A 14479-nucleotide genomic window follows, 5' to 3' on the forward strand; every position below is an offset into this window, starting at 1 on the left:
GGCCTTGTGGATGTGGGGAGTTGAAAGGCAGTTAGTCCTTGCAGGTGATCTTCTGACGTCTACTCACCCGCAGTGGCCGTGGGGCGTGGGAAAGTGCCGGCAAGTCGCTGCTTGACATGTGGCCTGTCGTAGGTTCCAAGGAGGCCACGTGAACGGTGGCTGTCCGACAGGCACGGCCTCCCCGCCGCGGCCTGGGCCGCTGAAGCCTGGCTCCGGCAGGTCGCCCAGGGCGACAAACTCCACTCCCTGGATCGGCCGCGCGTCCACCCCCTCCGCTACGGCCCCGATCTCCCGGCCGATCACGCGTGCCTCGAAGGTGACATGCACGACATAGTCATCCGTGTTGCGCATACAGCAGCCGCCGACTTGAGCCTTGGCGTCGGTCGCTTCCCATATCTCCCGAACCCACGCCTCTTGCAGAGCCTCGCCGTTCCGACCTTCCCCCAGGCAGGGACCGGCGCCTCGACCCGTAGGTGTCCTGATCGAGCACAAGGAGTCAGTCGTTCTGAATGACAACGCTCGTCACGCGTGTATGCATCGGCCACGCTGACCCTGCACACCAGGCTAGGGAAGTACACCGATCGAGCGGCCGATTACCACGAGGCGGTGATCGCAGCCGGGGGACTGGACAGCTCCGAGTCGCTGCCCGACTCGGACTGAACCGAGCAGCCGCTCCAGAGGCAGGACGTCACTCACACGCTCAGGGCGATCGAGCGGTTCGGTGTCGTGACCGAGGACGACGGCCACGGGCGACTCCTGGTGGAAGGCCCGCTCAGGCACGAGCCGGACGACGTACTGGACGCCGGTAACGCCGGGACCGGAATTTCGCCTCATGGCTGGGGTGTGCACGGACATTGACGGGGTGTCGGTGCTAACGGGGGACCGGTTCCTGTGGCGCCGGCCGATGAGTCGGATCGCTGACCTGCTGCGGGAGATGGGCGCCCGCGTAGACGGCCGGGAGCACGGCCAGCTCACTCCGCTGGTGATTCGCGGCGGGAATCTGCACGGCATCACCCACGCGCCGAAGGTGGCGTCCGCACGTTTGAAGGGCGCGATCACGCTGGCCGGGCGGTCGGTTGAGGGCCCGACCACGGTGGTGGAGGCCCACCCGACACGGCGGCACACCGAAGAGATGCTGCACGGGTTCGGCGGCCGGGTTCGTATCGACCGAACGCGTGTAATAGTGGAGCCCGGGCCTCTGAGCGCCATCGACGTCGCGGTGCCGGGCGACCCGTCACAGGCCGCGCCCTGGGCGGTCGCCGCTCCGCTCGCCGAGGAAGGCAGCGTGGTCGTCGAAGACCTCTACACCGGGCTCGGCCGGTCGGACCACGTCGATGTACTGCGGCGGATGGGCGCGGCGATCGAGTTCGATGCAGCCACGGGGACACTGACGGTGCGGTCGTCGCGGCTATGAGCGGTGGAGCTGACAGCGGCCGACACCCCGGGCATTGTCGACGAGGTGCCGGTGCTCGCGATCTCCGCGGCGGTCGCCGAGGGCACCACGGTCATCTCGGGCGCCGGTGAACTGCGGGCCAAGGAGAGCGACCGGATCGCGGACACCTGCAACATGCTGCGCGCGTTCGGCGCGGCGGTGACGGAGACCGAGGACGGCATGGTCATCGAGGGCGGCACGAAGCTACGGCCGGGCATTGTGGACAGTCACGGGGACCACCGGCTCGCGATGGCGGCCGCCGTCGCCGCTGCGTGTGCGGCCGAGGGCGAAACACTGATCACCGGGTGGGACTCCGTGGCCACCGGCTACCCCGCGTTCATGGAGGACGTGGTGCGCCTGACCGGGGCGGATGTCGCCGTCGCGGCCGACGAGGTGTAGCAGCGCATGCAACTGGGGCGCCCCGCCGCAGGAGATCTCGGCGACGGTTTGCCATGTCAGCTGCCAGTCCGTTGCGCCAGTGTGCAGCGAGGCGTCGCCCCACGTGCCGCCGAATAACCGTGCCTGGCCGACGGCGAACGGAACGCGACGGGGTGATTGAGATGCGCAGCAGGCCGTTGAGCGGGTTGGAGCTGGTGGCGCCGTAGAAGTAGCCGAGGGAGATGTGTGGGCGGTCCGTGCTCGGCAGCACCGCGTGTTCACCGCGCTCTCGTCCACGGCGGAGAAGATTCGGTTGGCGGCTCAGCCCCTATCGATCTTGATGACGACGGTGCTGCACACCTTGTCGGCGAAGGTTTGCTTCTTGCTGTCCCACAGAGGCCAGAGCCAGCCGAGGTAGCACGCAAGGCTGTCCAGGAAATGCGGGGTGGGACGTCCCGAGCACCGTGAGCCTGGGGAAGGGGGCGGAGCTGGGCGTCCCTCGCCCTGGTGCGACCGCCGGGGACGGGACGCGGGTGTACTGGTCGGTGCCGATGGATTCGGCCGGTGTGCTGTGCTCTCCTGCCGCCGTCTCTCAGACTGTGACGGTGGGCCGGTACCGGTCGGTGGCTCATGGATGAGGCGGCCGTCCGGCGGGACTACGACGAGGCTCTCGCGGTGGCAGTCGGCACCTTGACTGATGGGTCGAATCCGCCGGCCGCACAGGTGGTGCGGCTACAGGGAGCCCTGCGCGGTCACGTGCGAACCCTGGTCGACATGGTCGGCGAGGATTTCGCCGACGCTCAACCCGGGCGACTGCAAGTCAAGATCATTGAGACGCTCGCCCTCGCGAAGGACGTCCTGGCCCAGCCCGTACGAGGAGGCGTGAGGGACCGGTTGGCCCTGCCTCAGATTGCTCGGCTCCTGATGCTGATGCATACGGAGCGGGGGGTGTTCGCCGCCGCGCCGGAGCTTCCTGTGTTCGCATCACACCGGGCTTCGAAGGGAAGGGAGACTGATCGTGGATGAGCCGGTGGGTGCAGAGGATACGTACCGCGTTCTTGTGGGTCACACCCTGGTGTGTGGGGCCTGTCGTGCGAATGCGCCGTGTGAGAGGCGGAGGGCGCTGCGGCGTGCGTGGAAAGTACTCCGTGGCCCGGCCCCGGTCTTCTCGGGGCGGACGCGATGACCTTGCCGCGGCCGTCGGTCGTTCCGTACATCGCGTCATGGTCGCGGAGCGGGTGTCGAGCCCGGTGGTGATGAGTCCGCGCGGCGGGCTTCGGCCTCGAACGCCTCGTGTCGGTCTTGCAAGAGATCGGGCTTGGCGAAGGAGGTGCTGCGGAGATAGCCGACGACAGTGGCGGGTGCCCAGATGTGGGTGACAGGGAAACGGTGCTCGGTGACGCCGCTACACGCTGACGCTGCGAGGTCTTCCTCGTACGAATTGCGGGGCTCGGCGCAGGTGGCGCTCGCGCCGGCCCGGCGTTCGGAGCCCGGGTAGCGCTGGACCAGCTCGCACAGCGCACGGGTCCAGGCGGCATCGTGGGTCCACAGGTGCCGTCGCCCGTGATCGCCACCCCGGCGCCCGGCGCGGCGTCCCGGTCGGCCATGGTCAGCACCGCCGGACCGTCCATCCAGTGGCAGAAGCGGCAGCAGGTGATCAAGTCCGGACCGCCCTCTTCGCCGGGCAGCGGCGTGCGCGACTCGTAGGCGTCGGCTGCCGCGTGGACCAGGGCGAGGGTGCAGTAGCCGAGCACGGGAGCGAGCGCATTCCGGGCCTGGCCCAGCACTTGCCTGCTGACGTCGACCGCCTGGATGCACGTCAGAGCAGGGACGGCGAGCAGGAGACCACGCGGTACCTGCCCGGTGCCCGTGCCCAGGTCCGGCAGTACCGGTACCGTCGGCCGCGCAGGATGTCGCCCAGCAGTCGCACCGCGGCGTCCAGCACACCGGGCCGGCCGGGCGTAGTCGCGGCCGCGGCTGCGAACAGGGCCTCCTGCTGTGGCGGAAGGCTCGGAAAGGGCTCGTCGAGATAGGTCATGGGGCGGCTCCCTCAGCGGACGGGCGGTAGACGGGAACGCGCCAGGACAGACGGGCGTACTCGGATGTGGCCCACTGGCTGCCGTCCGCTTCGAAGAGAAGGCGGTAGCGGTCTGGGGAACCGGCCTTTCGCCACAGGGCGGCGAGGTCCTGAAGCTCCTTCCAGACATCACGCGACCCGTAAGCGGTCACGTTCCAGCGCGATCGACCCACGGGGCTCACACGCAGCCATGACCCGCAGCCCGGCGCACCGATGGCCAGGTGCTCGGCGCTGAAGTCTCGCACCAGGCCGCCGAGAAGATGGTCGGCAGCCAGCCAGAATCCCCGGTCGGTGTCCGCGGGCGGGGGCAGCAGGCTCCGCTGTGTCCACGTGCCCGGCTCGGTAGCGATGCGTTGCCGGAACTCCTTGTCGAGGAAGATCCGCTCCATGCCGTACCCCGCACGGTGGGCGAACTCGACGGCCCGCAGTTCCGCTTGAAGCCGCCCGTCCGCAGTGCGCTCGACAACGGCGAGGGCCGGCCACGACGGGGACGCGGTGGCGACATGAGCCAGCAGCCGGCCACCGGGGGCAAGTTGCTCGATGAGCGCCGTCGGTACACGTTCCACCGTGTATGAGACGAAGACCCGGTCGAACGGCGCACGCGCCGGGAAGCCCTCATCTCCCGACCCGCACACCACCTGCGGCCGGAAGCCGACGTCTTCGAGCCGCACCGCAGCAGCTTCGGTGAGGTGCCGGTCCCGGTCGAGGGTGACCACCCCGCGGTCGCCGCAGACCTGACAGGCCACCGCAGCGGTCACCCCCGCGCCTGTGCCGACGTCCAGCACCCGTTGACCGCGACGCAGATCCAACTCCTCCAACAGCTCGGCGGTCAGGCCCATCACCGTGGACAGCGATGTGATCGACGCCCCCGACCGTGACCCGCGCCCCCGGCCGAGGAGCGGCTCCCCGTCGTGCTGAATAGGCACACTGGCCCCGCCGTACAGCAGCCCGAGCAGCTCGGGGCGGTCCTGCACCGCCGCCCAGTCCAACAAGTCCCATCGCGGCGGCGTCTCACCCACGGCGCTGCGCCGTACGTAGGCCTGCGGCATCAGCACCTCACGAGGAAGTACCAGCAGAGCGTCGCGGACAGGGCCTGAGCCGAGCTTCCCCCTCTCCTCGAGCCGGGTGACCATTGCCGCCCGCGCCGCAGCCGAATCCACCGCCGCGGCCGGCGGCGCGGCGCTATCGGCCGGTCGCCGCGCCCGCCCCCTCGCCCGGTTGACCGGGGCAGGGCTCGGTCGAGCAGACCAACGGCCTGAACATGCTGGAACGACGCCTGACGCGCGAGTACGAGCACGCCCCGTCCTCGTCGGAATCCAGAATCTACTGGGCCTCAGCAGGGCGGATACTGCGCCGCCTGGCCGGCACGCCCGCCCGATGGCGGGACGTGTGATGACTCACGCCGTCATTCAGCAACTTCTGGACGGAATCGTACAACGCGAACGCGAACTCGCTGAACAGATCGGCGAGCTCGCCGCTCGGCTACGCGAGGCGCAGGCCGAACGCGAGGCGCTGGCAACCGCGGCCAAGACCGTCCATGCGATGGCCGTCGGCCTCCACCTCGAGCAGCCGCAGGCCCCGGTTCTGCCGGACGGCGCGGCCTACCAGCAGATCATGGACGTGTTCGAGCACGAACGCCGACCGCTACGTGCCCGCGACCTGTGCCTCGCCTGGATCTACCCGTGGTGCCCAAGCACGTCGAGGGCACCCGCGCAAAGTCGAAACGCCTGGTCAGCCTCGGTTTCCTCGACGAGACCGAACCCGGGTTGTTCCAACAGCCCGGCCTGCAGGCGCCGCCCACGCCTGCAGACCAGCAAACCTGATCCAAGCCAGTGGTAAACGGTATAGGGCTCGCTTATTACCCTCTCACGAACCCTGCCACACCAGCACTCTGACCAGCGCATTCAAGTTGGCAACATCTCGTTGTCAGTACGGCCTGGCATGGTGGACGCGACCACCCATCCCGACAACCAGGAGCGTCAGCCGTGGGATCCGAAGCCGTCAACCAGATCCGACATCCCAACCAGCAGCAGGCCGACGCCCTGTGCGAACACCTGCGAAGCCCCGCCGAGCCCGGCGAAGCACCCGGCGTGCGAGCCCAAGCCCTCGAACAACTCGCCACACTCGCGCGCCGCAACCCGATCGCAGGCCTGGACATCGACCTCGCCGGCGCCGCCCTCCCCGATCTCGACTTCAACGGCTGCCGCTTCGGCCACGCCGACTTCACCGACGCCCACTTCCTCGGCCGTTGCACCATCGAAGCCGCCTGGTTCGAGCAGCCCGCCTCCTTCAACCGGGCCGTGTTCGAGCGCCCGGCATCCTTCGCCGACACCCTGTTCGGTGACTACGTCGCCGATTTCGGGCGCACCAGATTCCACGCCGACGCCGACTTCTCCCGCGTCCGCTTCGAGAGCATGGCCTGGTTCGGGCGAGGCGAGGTCGAACTGTCCGATGACCCCGATGAGGATGTCTGGGACGAGTACGAGGCTAAAGCCCCCGTCCCCTGGGACGAAGTCAACGAGGACGACCCGCACTGGCCCATGGTCGTGGTCTCCGGCGACTACCAGTGCTACGAGGAAGGCGGCGACGGCGCGCGCTTCAACGGCCGCGCCGACTTCACCGACGCCCAATTCGACGCCGAGGCCTGGTTCTGGAAAGCCCGCTTCGGTGCCCCGGCCCTGTTTCACCGCTGTGTCTTCGGCGGACGGGTGCACCTCGCGCAGCCCTCGGTCGAGCTCGACGGCGCCGCCCTCAGCACGAAGGGCGACGAGTACGACTGGCCCTTCGGCTGGACCACCACGCCCTCGGATGCAGCGCAAGCACGCCTGATCCGCGACGAATCCCTGGCGCCCTACGACCTACAGCTGGCGCATCCCGACCCGGACGTCCGTCTCGCCGGCCTCCGCATCCTCGGCCACCTCGCCGACGCCGACCCCGCGCTGCGGCAACGCGTCGCCGACGCCGTCTGCGAATATCTGCGCGCCCCGTTGGCTTTCAGCGTCTGTTCCGGACTCAAGACGCTGACCGCCTCGCAGTCGGCCGAGGTCCGAGTCCGGGTCGCGGCCCAGCGATTCCTCACCGACCGGATGCGTTCCTCGAACCATCAGGCCCTGTGGGAAGGGCTGACGTTGCGCCTGTCCGGAGCCACCCTGATCGACTTCGACGCGAGCGGCTGCCGGATCGGCGACGGCGACTTCACCGGTGCCCAGTTCCATGGCACCACCACCTTCGCAGGGTCCTCATCCGCAGTCCGCTTCGCCATGTCCGGCGGCCAGGGCCACGCCACCTTCCACGGTCCCGCAGACCTGTCAGGCCTCGAACGCGGTGTTGAGCATTGCGTCTTCCGTGCCGACTGAGTGGTTGTGGACAGAACGCACTGGATACGGCGCCCGAGGCCAGGCGCGGTTCCAAGCGGCCCGGCACGCGACCCTATGAAGCCCGCGCCCCGTGCAACGCGGCAGAGGCCCCGCCCCGAGCCAGCCTCGGATTCCTCGACGAGAGCGAACCCGGATTGTTCCAACAGCCCCGCCCTCAGGCGCCGACCGCCCCCGCCGGCCAGCGATCCTGATCCAAGCCAGCGAGCAAAACGGCAGAAGAATCACTTGTTGTCCTCTCAGATGAAGCAGGTAGCGACCGTGACCGTCGTGGATCAACACCGAGGCGTCGACCGGCTCCGGCACGCCGTCGAGCCCGGAGTCCAGCAGCTTGGCGCGCAGCGTCGGGCAGCTGACCTTGTGGAAGGGCCGCCATTGCGTGCCGAAAGCCTCCTCGTCCTGCAGAGTCATCCCGCCCTCTTTGCAGGCCAGGCAGAAGACGAAGCGGAAGTCGTAGTGCTGGTGCCCCGGCTCGCCCTTGGCCGGGTTGGCGTCGATGTCGTGGACGTCGATGTCGATCGGGATGCCGAGGAGCTGCGGAGTCAGGCACAGGTCGCCAGGCTTGATCCCGGTCTCCTCGGACAGCTCTCGCACTACCCCGGCAAGCAAGGTGCGATGGCCTGACTCAACATGGCCCCCTGGCGGGAGGACCAGGCCGCTAACCCGGTGCTGGATATGTAACACGCGCTGACTGCGGTCGACCACGACGGCGCTGCACGTGATGTGCCCCGGAAGCGTCGTGCCGCGCGTAGGGTCGTCCACAGCGTCGAGCGAAGCCAACAGCGGCTCCAGCTGCGCTCGCTCGCCGGGTCGGCGCTCCAGGTACGTGTGGACGAGGCCGCGGATGTGGGATCGGGCGGGTGCCATTTCAACATCTCTCGGGGTTGTCGGTTGAGCGCTGACAGGCTTGGCGTGCGAGGGGACGGCGGGAATCACTTCGCCACCTCCTCGACGGCGGTCGCCGCGCGGGGCTGGTAGCCGCCGGCCTGCAGGGTAAACATGGCGGCGTGGTCGCCGCCCAGGGACGTGAGGTCCTCGAGGGAGCCGGACTCGACGATGTGACCGCTGTCGTACACAAAGATCCTGTGACAGACGACGACGCTGGCCAGCCGGTGAGAGATCAGCACGGTGATCTGGCCCTCACGCAGCCAGCCGCGCAGAACCGCCTCGTAGACGGCATGCTCGGACAGCGGCTCCATGCTGGCCGTCGGCTCATCCAGCAGGAGCAGCGGCGCCTCCACGCTCCACGGCGACCTTCGCCCACTGGCCGCCCGACAACTCCTGGCCACCCTTGAACTGCTTGGACAGGAGCGCCTCCCACTGCCGGTGCAGAGCAGCGATGACACCGTCGGCGCCAGAGGTTCGCGCGGCGTCCATCGCACGCTGCGGATCGGCCTCCACCAGACTGCCGGTGGAGATGGTGATGTTCGACAGGGCACTGAATGGGAAGTGCAGCGGGTCCTGCAGCACGCAGGCAACCTGCCGGTGGACCGACTGGGCGTCCATCGCCCGCACGCCAACACCGTCCCAGCACACGCTGCCATGCTGCGCCTCATACAGGCCCGCAAGGAGCTTGAGACCGACGAACGCCACCGTCTCCGCGGCGCAGAGACTCATGGTGATCCCGTCCAGGGCTGGGGTGTCCTTGCCGGGGTAGGTGAAGTGCACGTTCTGCAAGGTGATCGTCTTCATACTTCCGGGCGCCTCCAACTCGGCTTCGCGAGGCAACAGCTGGCGACAGCGTTTCTGCACGGCGAGGAGGTCCGTGACCCACAAGACGTGCGCGTAGACGAGGTGGGCGACTTCGACGAGCCGGGTCAGCGAGTCCTGCCCGGCCTGGATGGCGACCGTTGTATGACCATTCGTGAACTACCGGGACAGGCACAGGTTCCGGCCGCTGATCCCAAGTCTCGGCTTCGGCCTACGTCTGCTCGGTGGGCTGCTGGGCGGCCTCATCTGCGCCGACGCTGACCAGCCCTGTCTCGTAGGCGACGATGACGGCCTGGACACGGTCACGGAGGCCGAGCTTGGCGAGGATGCGGGCGACGTGCGTCTTGACGGTCGCCTCGGCCAGGTGGAGGCGTGCGGCGAGTTCGGCGTTGCTCAGTCCTCGGGCCAGCAGGCCGAGGACCTCCAGTTCGCGCGGGGTGAGCGAGGCGAGGTCGCGGTGGAGGGCGGCGGTGTCGCCGCCGCGCTGGGTGAACCGTTGCACGAGGCGGTGGGTGATGGCGGGCGCCAGGAGAGCGTCGCCGGTACGGACCGTGCGGACGGCCCCGGTCAGTTGTTCGGGGGTGACGTCCTTGAGGAGGAAGCCGCTGGCCCCGGCGGACAGTGCCGCATAGACGTACCGGTCGAGGTCGAAGGTGGTCAGGATGATGACACGGGGTTTGTCGGGGGCACCGGTGAGGATGCGGCGGGTGGCCTCCAGGCCGTCCATCTCGGGCATCCGGACGTCCATCAGCACCACGTCGGGACGTGTACGGCGGACCGCTTCGACCGCTTCGGCTCCGTTGGCCGCCTCGGCGATGACGTCGATGCCATCGGCCCTGAGGATCAACCGGAATCCGGTGCGGACCAGGGTCTGGTCGTCGGCGAGGAGTACACGCAGCGGCTCGGTCACGGTGCCTCCAAGGGGATCAGGGCCTCCACACGGTAGCCGCCGGTCAGGCGTCGGCCTGTGTCCAGGGTTCCGTCGTAGACGGCGAGGCGCTCGCGCAGGCCGATCAGGCCCCGGCCGCTTCCGGCGCCCGCGCCCGGGTGTCCGCCGGTGTCGGTGACTTCCACCCGGAGCCGTTCCGGGCCGTATTCGACGGTCACGGCGGCGGTGGCGCCGGACGCGTGCTTCACGGTGTTGGTCAGGGCTTCCTGGACCACGCGGTAGGCGGCGAGTTCGAGGCCGGGAGGGAGGGGACGGGGCGGGCCGGTCACGGTCAGGTCGACGGGCAGTCCGGTGTCCCGGACCCGTCCGACCAGAGTTTCCAGCTGGTCCAGGCCGGGCTGCGGGGCCAGCTCCGCTGCCGTGTCGGCCAGGTCCGCACCTTCGTCCGTCCCCTCGCCCTCGTCGGCCATGGTCAGCAGTCCCATGACGTGGCGCAGCTCGGTCATGGCCGCCCGGCCGCCCGCCTCGACGGCGAGCAGCGCCTCGTCGGCCTCCTCGGGCGAGGTTTTCATGATCTTGCGGGCGGCGCCCGCCTGGATGATCATCACGCTGACGTTGTGCGTGACGACGTCGTGCAGTTCGCGGGCGATCCTGGCCCGCTCATGCTCGACGGCCCGGCGCAGCGCCTCGGCCTGTTCGCGTTCCAGGGCGGAGAGCCGGGTGCGGCCCTCGTCGGTTCGGAGTTTCCAGGTACGCAGGCCGACGGCGGCCACGGCCATCGGGACCAGGATCAGCAAGGCGATGTATTCGTTGGGGACGATCGGTGTCACCGAGTTTCCCGACGTGCCGACCAGGACGACCGACACCGGCAACGCCGCCAGGGTCGCCACCCGGTACGGGCTGTACACGGCGGCGCTGTAGACGGCGATGATGAACGCGTAGAAGGTCAGCCGCAGAACGCTCTGCGGTGTCGCCAGTGTCGTGGCCGTCACGACGCACAGCACGGCGAGCGGGTAGCGGCGGCGCAGCGCCAGGGCACCCGAGGCGATGACCGCGAGGGTCACCATGAAGGCCAGGCCGCCGGGGCCGGACGGGCGCGGAATGACGATCTCCACGCCGGGTGCGATCTCACGCACCACGACGTTATTGGCGTTGTCGATGCCGTAGTAGACGGTGGCGATTCCGAGTGCCAGTGCCATCAGCGCGTCGAACTTCCGGGCGCGCGGGGTCGGCCGCAGCGGCGGACCGCTTGGAAGTCCGGCGTCGCGGACCGTCTGGCGGGTGGCTTCCCGCAGCCACTCCAGCGTCGTACGTGCGTCCATCACCGGATCATTGTCGCCGCCGCGCGAACCCGCGGAGTCCGTCCCGGTGGTCATTCCCACCGCACTGGATACATCACCCGCCTACATCGCAGGGATGACGTTTGAGGGGCTCATCCGAGTGCGGTACCGCAAGGGGTTCGGTCGGGCGACGCGTGCGGGCCGGGCCCGCTCCTAGCGTTCACGCAGCCAACTGCCCTTACTCAAGGAGCCTCTTCATGATCATGCCGGTGATCGAACTGCGCGAGGTGAGCCGCCGATACGACGACGGCCCGCCCGCTCTGCACGAGGCGTCACTGACCGTGCAGCCCGGCGAGGCCGTCGCGATCCTCGGCCCTTCCGGCAGTGGTAAGTCCACGCTGCTCAATCTGATCGCGGGCCTGGACCGGCCCGATACGGGAACCGTCACCGTGGACGGGGTGCGGGTGGACCATCTGGGCGAAGCCGGATCGGCGCTCTACCGGCGGTCGAAGATCGGCATGGTCTTCCAGTTCTTCAACCTGCTCGACGATCTGACCGTCACCGACAATGTCGTCCTGCCCGCGCGTCTTGCGGGTATGGCACGCGGCGAGGCAGACCGCCGGGCGGTGGAACTCCTGGAACTGCTGGGCATCGACCGGCACGCCCGCGCCTACCCGGGGCGGCTGTCCGGCGGTGAGCGGCAGCGCGTTGCGGTGGCCCGGGCGTTGATGAACCGGCCGACGCTGCTCCTGGCCGACGAGCCGACCGGGGCACTGGACACGGCCGCCGGACAGGACGTCAGCAGGCTGCTCACCAGCCTCAATGTCGAGGGCCAGACCATCGTCGTGGTCACCCACGACCTGGCTCTGGCCCGGTCCTGCACGAACCGTACGGTCCGGATCGCCGACGGCAGGATCACCGAGGACGTCCGGTCACAGGCCGTCGCATCGGAGGCTGTCCGATGAGCGTGCTCGGCAAGGTGGTGCGCTCGGGGGTGGGACGACGCCGGGTGCAGGCGCTGGTGATCGGGCTCGCCGCGATGATGGCGGTGGCCGCCTCCGTCCTCGGCGGATCGCTGCTCGTGGTGTCCGGCGCGCCCTTCGACGACGCCTTCGCCCAGCAGCACGGCGCGCATCTGTCCATGCAGTTCGACGCGGGCGAGGTGAGTGCCGGGCAGCTGTCGAGGTCCAAGGGCGCCGAAGGGGTGAGCAGTGCGGCCGGGCCGTTCCGTACGGTGACGGTCACCCCGCAATCGGACGGGGCGGGCCCCGGGTGGCCGATGACTGTGGTCGGCCGGGGCGATCCAGGCGGGGACGTGGACGGGGTGGCACTGCTCGACGGGCGGTGGCCCGCGCGCTCCGGCGAGATCGTGCTGTCCGCCGACTCCCCGCTCCTCCCGACCATGGGCATGAAGATCACTTTCCCCGATCTGTCCGGCGGTCCGACACTGACGTTGGTCGGTGTGGCCCGTTCGGTCACGCAGACCGCTGACGCCTGGGTGGTTCCGTCCCAGATGCCGGCCCTCACCGCGCCCGGCAGCGGCGGCTACCAGATGCTCTACCGCTTCACCGACGCGGGCACCACCGCGCAGATCACCGCGGGCGGCAAGGCTGTTACGGCATCCCTGCAGCCAGGAGCGGCCGTCGGCGAACAGTCATGGCTCACCGTCAAGAAGACCGCCGAGCGCGACACCGCCGTCTACGTCCCCTTCCTCATCGCGTTCGGCGCCCTGGGCCTGGTCATGTCGGTGCTCATCGTCGGCAACGTCGTCGCGTCGGCTGTCGGCACGGGAACGCGCCGCATCGGCATCCTCAAGGCCGTCGGCTTCACCCCGGCCCAGGTCGTGCGGGCCTACGTGGGCCAGGCGCTGATCCCGGCCGCCGTCGGCACGGCTCTCGGCGTCCTCGGCGGCCATCTGCTCGCCGTCCCCGTGCTGGCCGAGACCGGGGAGGTCTACGGCAGCTCGTCCCTGGCCAACGCCTCCTGGGTCGACCTGGCGGTGATCGCCGGGGTGCTCGGCCTGGTGGCGGCGACTGCGTGCGCGAGTGCCTGGCGGGCCGGTCGGCTGCGTACGGTCGATGCGCTCGCCATCGGGCGTACCGCTTCGGCGGGGCGCGGCCGTTGGGCGGCCCGCCTGGCCGGACGTCTGCCGTTCCCGCAGCCGGTTGCCCTGGGCCTGGCCCGGCCCTTCGCGCGGCCCGTCCGCGCGCTGGCCATGGGCACGGCGATCCTGTTCGGCACCATCGCCGTCACGTTCACCGTGGGGATGGGCGCCTCGCTCGGCCAGGTGATGAAAGCTAGGGCCCACGACGCCGCCGATGTCGTCGTGCCTGCGCCCTTGCCGGACTTCGGCCCCCAAGGCGACGGCACCGAGAAGAAGCGCGAGGCCGATCCCGCTGCGGTTGCCGCTGCCATCGAGGCCGCCGCCGGGACCGGGAAGTACTACAGTGCCGCGACGGTACGGGCGACCGTGTCCGGCCTGACCGGCACCATCGACGTGAACGCCTTCACCGGCGATGCCTCCTGGGGCGGCTACACGATGGCCTCGGGCCGCTGGATCGACAAGCCCGGCGAGGCCGTGGTTCCGACCCCCTTCCTGGCCGCCACCGGCACCCGCATCGGCGAGACCGTCACCCTGAACGGCCTGGCCGAGCCGGTCATGGTCCGGATCGTCGGCGAGGTCCTCGACCCCCGCAACGACGGCATGCAGGTCTTCACCGACGCCTTGACCCTCAGGGCCGCACATCCCGACCTGGCGGAGGCGAGCCATCACATCGCGGTCACATCAGGCACCGATGTCTCCGCCTACGTCGACACGCTGAACAAGGGTCTGGCACCGCTGGGTGTCACCGCTCGGGCCGGCGGGCTCGACGCCGGCAGCGACATGGTCGTCACGCTCAACGCGCTGTCCGCGATCCTCACGCTGATGCTCGTCGCCGTCGCCGCGCTCGGCGTGCTCAACGGCGTGCTGCTCGACACCCGCGAGCGTGTCCAGGAGCTCGGTGTCCACAAGGCGCTCGGCATGACCCCCCGGCAGACCATCGCGATGGTCGTCACCTCGGTCGTTGTGACCGGACTGGTCGCGGGCACTCTGGGCGTGCCGCTCGGCGTAGCCCTGCACGGCTGGGTCATCCCCGCGATGGGCGACAGCGTGGGGCTCCGCCTCCCCGGTTCCGTCATCGCCGTCTACCACGGAGCTGAACTGTTCCCGCTCGCACTCGGTGGCCTGCTCATCGCCACCCTGGGTGCACTCCTGCCCGCCGGCTGGGCCGCCAGGGTCCGAACCGCCACGGCCCTGCGCACCGAATAGGAGGTCAGGTTCAGATCTCGTGCCTCCGA

Annotated in this window: 14 protein-coding genes and 2 pseudogenes; 8 read left to right on the forward strand and 8 right to left on the reverse strand. The window is 69.5% G+C overall.

What is annotated here, in order from left to right; translation table 11 throughout:
- Nucleotides 1-528 precede the first annotated feature (528 nt).
- Both ACIQCZ_RS39560 and ACIQCZ_RS39565 read left to right on the forward strand, forming a co-directional pair.
- Complete coding sequence (locus tag ACIQCZ_RS39560) at nt 529-660, forward strand: hypothetical protein (RefSeq protein ID WP_402290627.1); 132 nt, start codon at nt 529-531, stop codon at nt 658-660.
- 172 nt (nt 661-832) lie between these two features.
- Nucleotides 833-1831 (forward strand): annotated as a pseudogene (locus ACIQCZ_RS39565) (3-phosphoshikimate 1-carboxyvinyltransferase).
- A 300-nt stretch (nt 1832-2131) separates the two neighbouring features.
- Here the strand turns inward: ACIQCZ_RS39565 and ACIQCZ_RS39570 are convergent.
- Nucleotides 2132-2263: pseudogene (locus ACIQCZ_RS39570) on the reverse strand (RDD family protein); the annotation flags it as partial.
- 177 nt (nt 2264-2440) lie between these two features.
- Between ACIQCZ_RS39570 and ACIQCZ_RS39575 the strand changes: the two are divergent.
- Nucleotides 2441-2836 carry a hypothetical protein gene (locus ACIQCZ_RS39575; protein WP_402290630.1) on the forward strand — a complete coding sequence of 132 codons (396 nt, stop codon included), beginning with the start codon at nt 2441-2443 and terminating at the stop codon, nt 2834-2836.
- A gap of 537 nt (nt 2837-3373) precedes the next feature.
- Entirely contained in the window at nt 3374-3517 is a 144-nt protein-coding gene (locus tag ACIQCZ_RS39580; RefSeq protein ID WP_402290632.1) for a hypothetical protein, read from the forward strand.
- Nucleotides 3518-3629: 112 nt separating this feature from the next.
- Here ACIQCZ_RS39580 and ACIQCZ_RS39585 read toward each other — a convergent pair whose 3' ends face one another.
- The gene (locus ACIQCZ_RS39585; protein WP_402290634.1) at nt 3630-3848 is read right to left on the reverse strand and encodes a hypothetical protein; all 219 of its coding nucleotides are present in this window, start codon (nt 3846-3848) and stop codon (nt 3630-3632) included.
- Nucleotides 3845-4936, reverse strand: coding sequence for a protein-L-isoaspartate O-methyltransferase (locus tag ACIQCZ_RS39590; RefSeq protein WP_402290636.1), 1092 nt, complete (start codon nt 4934-4936; stop codon nt 3845-3847). Before ACIQCZ_RS39590 ends, ACIQCZ_RS39585 begins: the two co-directional genes overlap by 4 nt.
- 343 nt (nt 4937-5279) lie before the next feature.
- Between ACIQCZ_RS39590 and ACIQCZ_RS39595 the strand changes: the two genes are divergently transcribed.
- A complete protein-coding gene (locus ACIQCZ_RS39595; protein WP_402290638.1) occupies nt 5280-5726 on the forward strand; it encodes a hypothetical protein in 447 nt (148 codons plus the stop codon).
- Nucleotides 5727-5872: 146 nt separating this feature from the next.
- A complete protein-coding gene (locus ACIQCZ_RS39600) occupies nt 5873-7243 on the forward strand; it encodes a pentapeptide repeat-containing protein (protein ID WP_402290640.1) in 1371 nt (456 codons plus the stop codon).
- Here ACIQCZ_RS39600 and ACIQCZ_RS39605 read toward each other — a convergent pair.
- The 5 genes from ACIQCZ_RS39605 to ACIQCZ_RS39625 all read right to left on the reverse strand — a co-directional run bounded on the left by ACIQCZ_RS39605 (nt 7196) and on the right by ACIQCZ_RS39625 (nt 11182).
- Entirely contained in the window at nt 7196-8128 is a 933-nt protein-coding gene (locus ACIQCZ_RS39605) for an NUDIX hydrolase (protein ID WP_402290642.1), read from the reverse strand. The genes ACIQCZ_RS39600 and ACIQCZ_RS39605 overlap by 48 nt on opposite strands.
- Before the next feature lie 65 nt (nt 8129-8193).
- Nucleotides 8194-8502, reverse strand: a complete 309-nt coding sequence (locus ACIQCZ_RS39610) for a hypothetical protein (protein ID WP_402290645.1) — start codon at nt 8500-8502, stop codon at nt 8194-8196.
- A complete protein-coding gene (locus ACIQCZ_RS39615) occupies nt 8474-8953 on the reverse strand; it encodes an ATP-binding cassette domain-containing protein (RefSeq protein ID WP_402290647.1) in 480 nt (159 codons plus the stop codon). Before ACIQCZ_RS39615 ends, ACIQCZ_RS39610 begins: the two co-directional genes overlap by 29 nt.
- Before the next feature lie 229 nt (nt 8954-9182).
- Nucleotides 9183-9881 carry a response regulator gene (locus tag ACIQCZ_RS39620; RefSeq protein WP_402290650.1) on the reverse strand — a complete coding sequence of 233 codons (699 nt, stop codon included), beginning with the start codon at nt 9879-9881 and terminating at the stop codon, nt 9183-9185.
- On the reverse strand, nt 9878-11182 hold the full coding sequence (locus ACIQCZ_RS39625) for a sensor histidine kinase (RefSeq protein WP_402290652.1): 1305 nt from the start codon (nt 11180-11182) through the stop codon (nt 9878-9880). Before ACIQCZ_RS39625 ends, ACIQCZ_RS39620 begins: the two co-directional genes overlap by 4 nt.
- Nucleotides 11183-11397: 215 nt before the next feature.
- On the opposite strand from ACIQCZ_RS39625, the gene ACIQCZ_RS39630 reads away from it, so the two are divergent.
- Together ACIQCZ_RS39630 and ACIQCZ_RS39635 are read left to right on the forward strand one after the other, a co-directional pair.
- A complete protein-coding gene (locus ACIQCZ_RS39630; RefSeq protein WP_402290654.1) occupies nt 11398-12105 on the forward strand; it encodes an ABC transporter ATP-binding protein in 708 nt (235 codons plus the stop codon).
- Nucleotides 12102-14450 carry an ABC transporter permease gene (locus ACIQCZ_RS39635; protein WP_402290657.1) on the forward strand — a complete coding sequence of 783 codons (2349 nt, stop codon included), beginning with the start codon at nt 12102-12104 and terminating at the stop codon, nt 14448-14450. The genes ACIQCZ_RS39630 and ACIQCZ_RS39635 overlap by 4 nt, the downstream gene beginning before the upstream one ends.
- Nucleotides 14451-14479 lie beyond the last annotated feature (29 nt).

Source organism: Streptomyces sp. NPDC093149, from assembly GCF_044754145.1.
Taxonomy (GTDB): domain Bacteria; phylum Actinomycetota; class Actinomycetes; order Streptomycetales; family Streptomycetaceae; genus Streptomyces.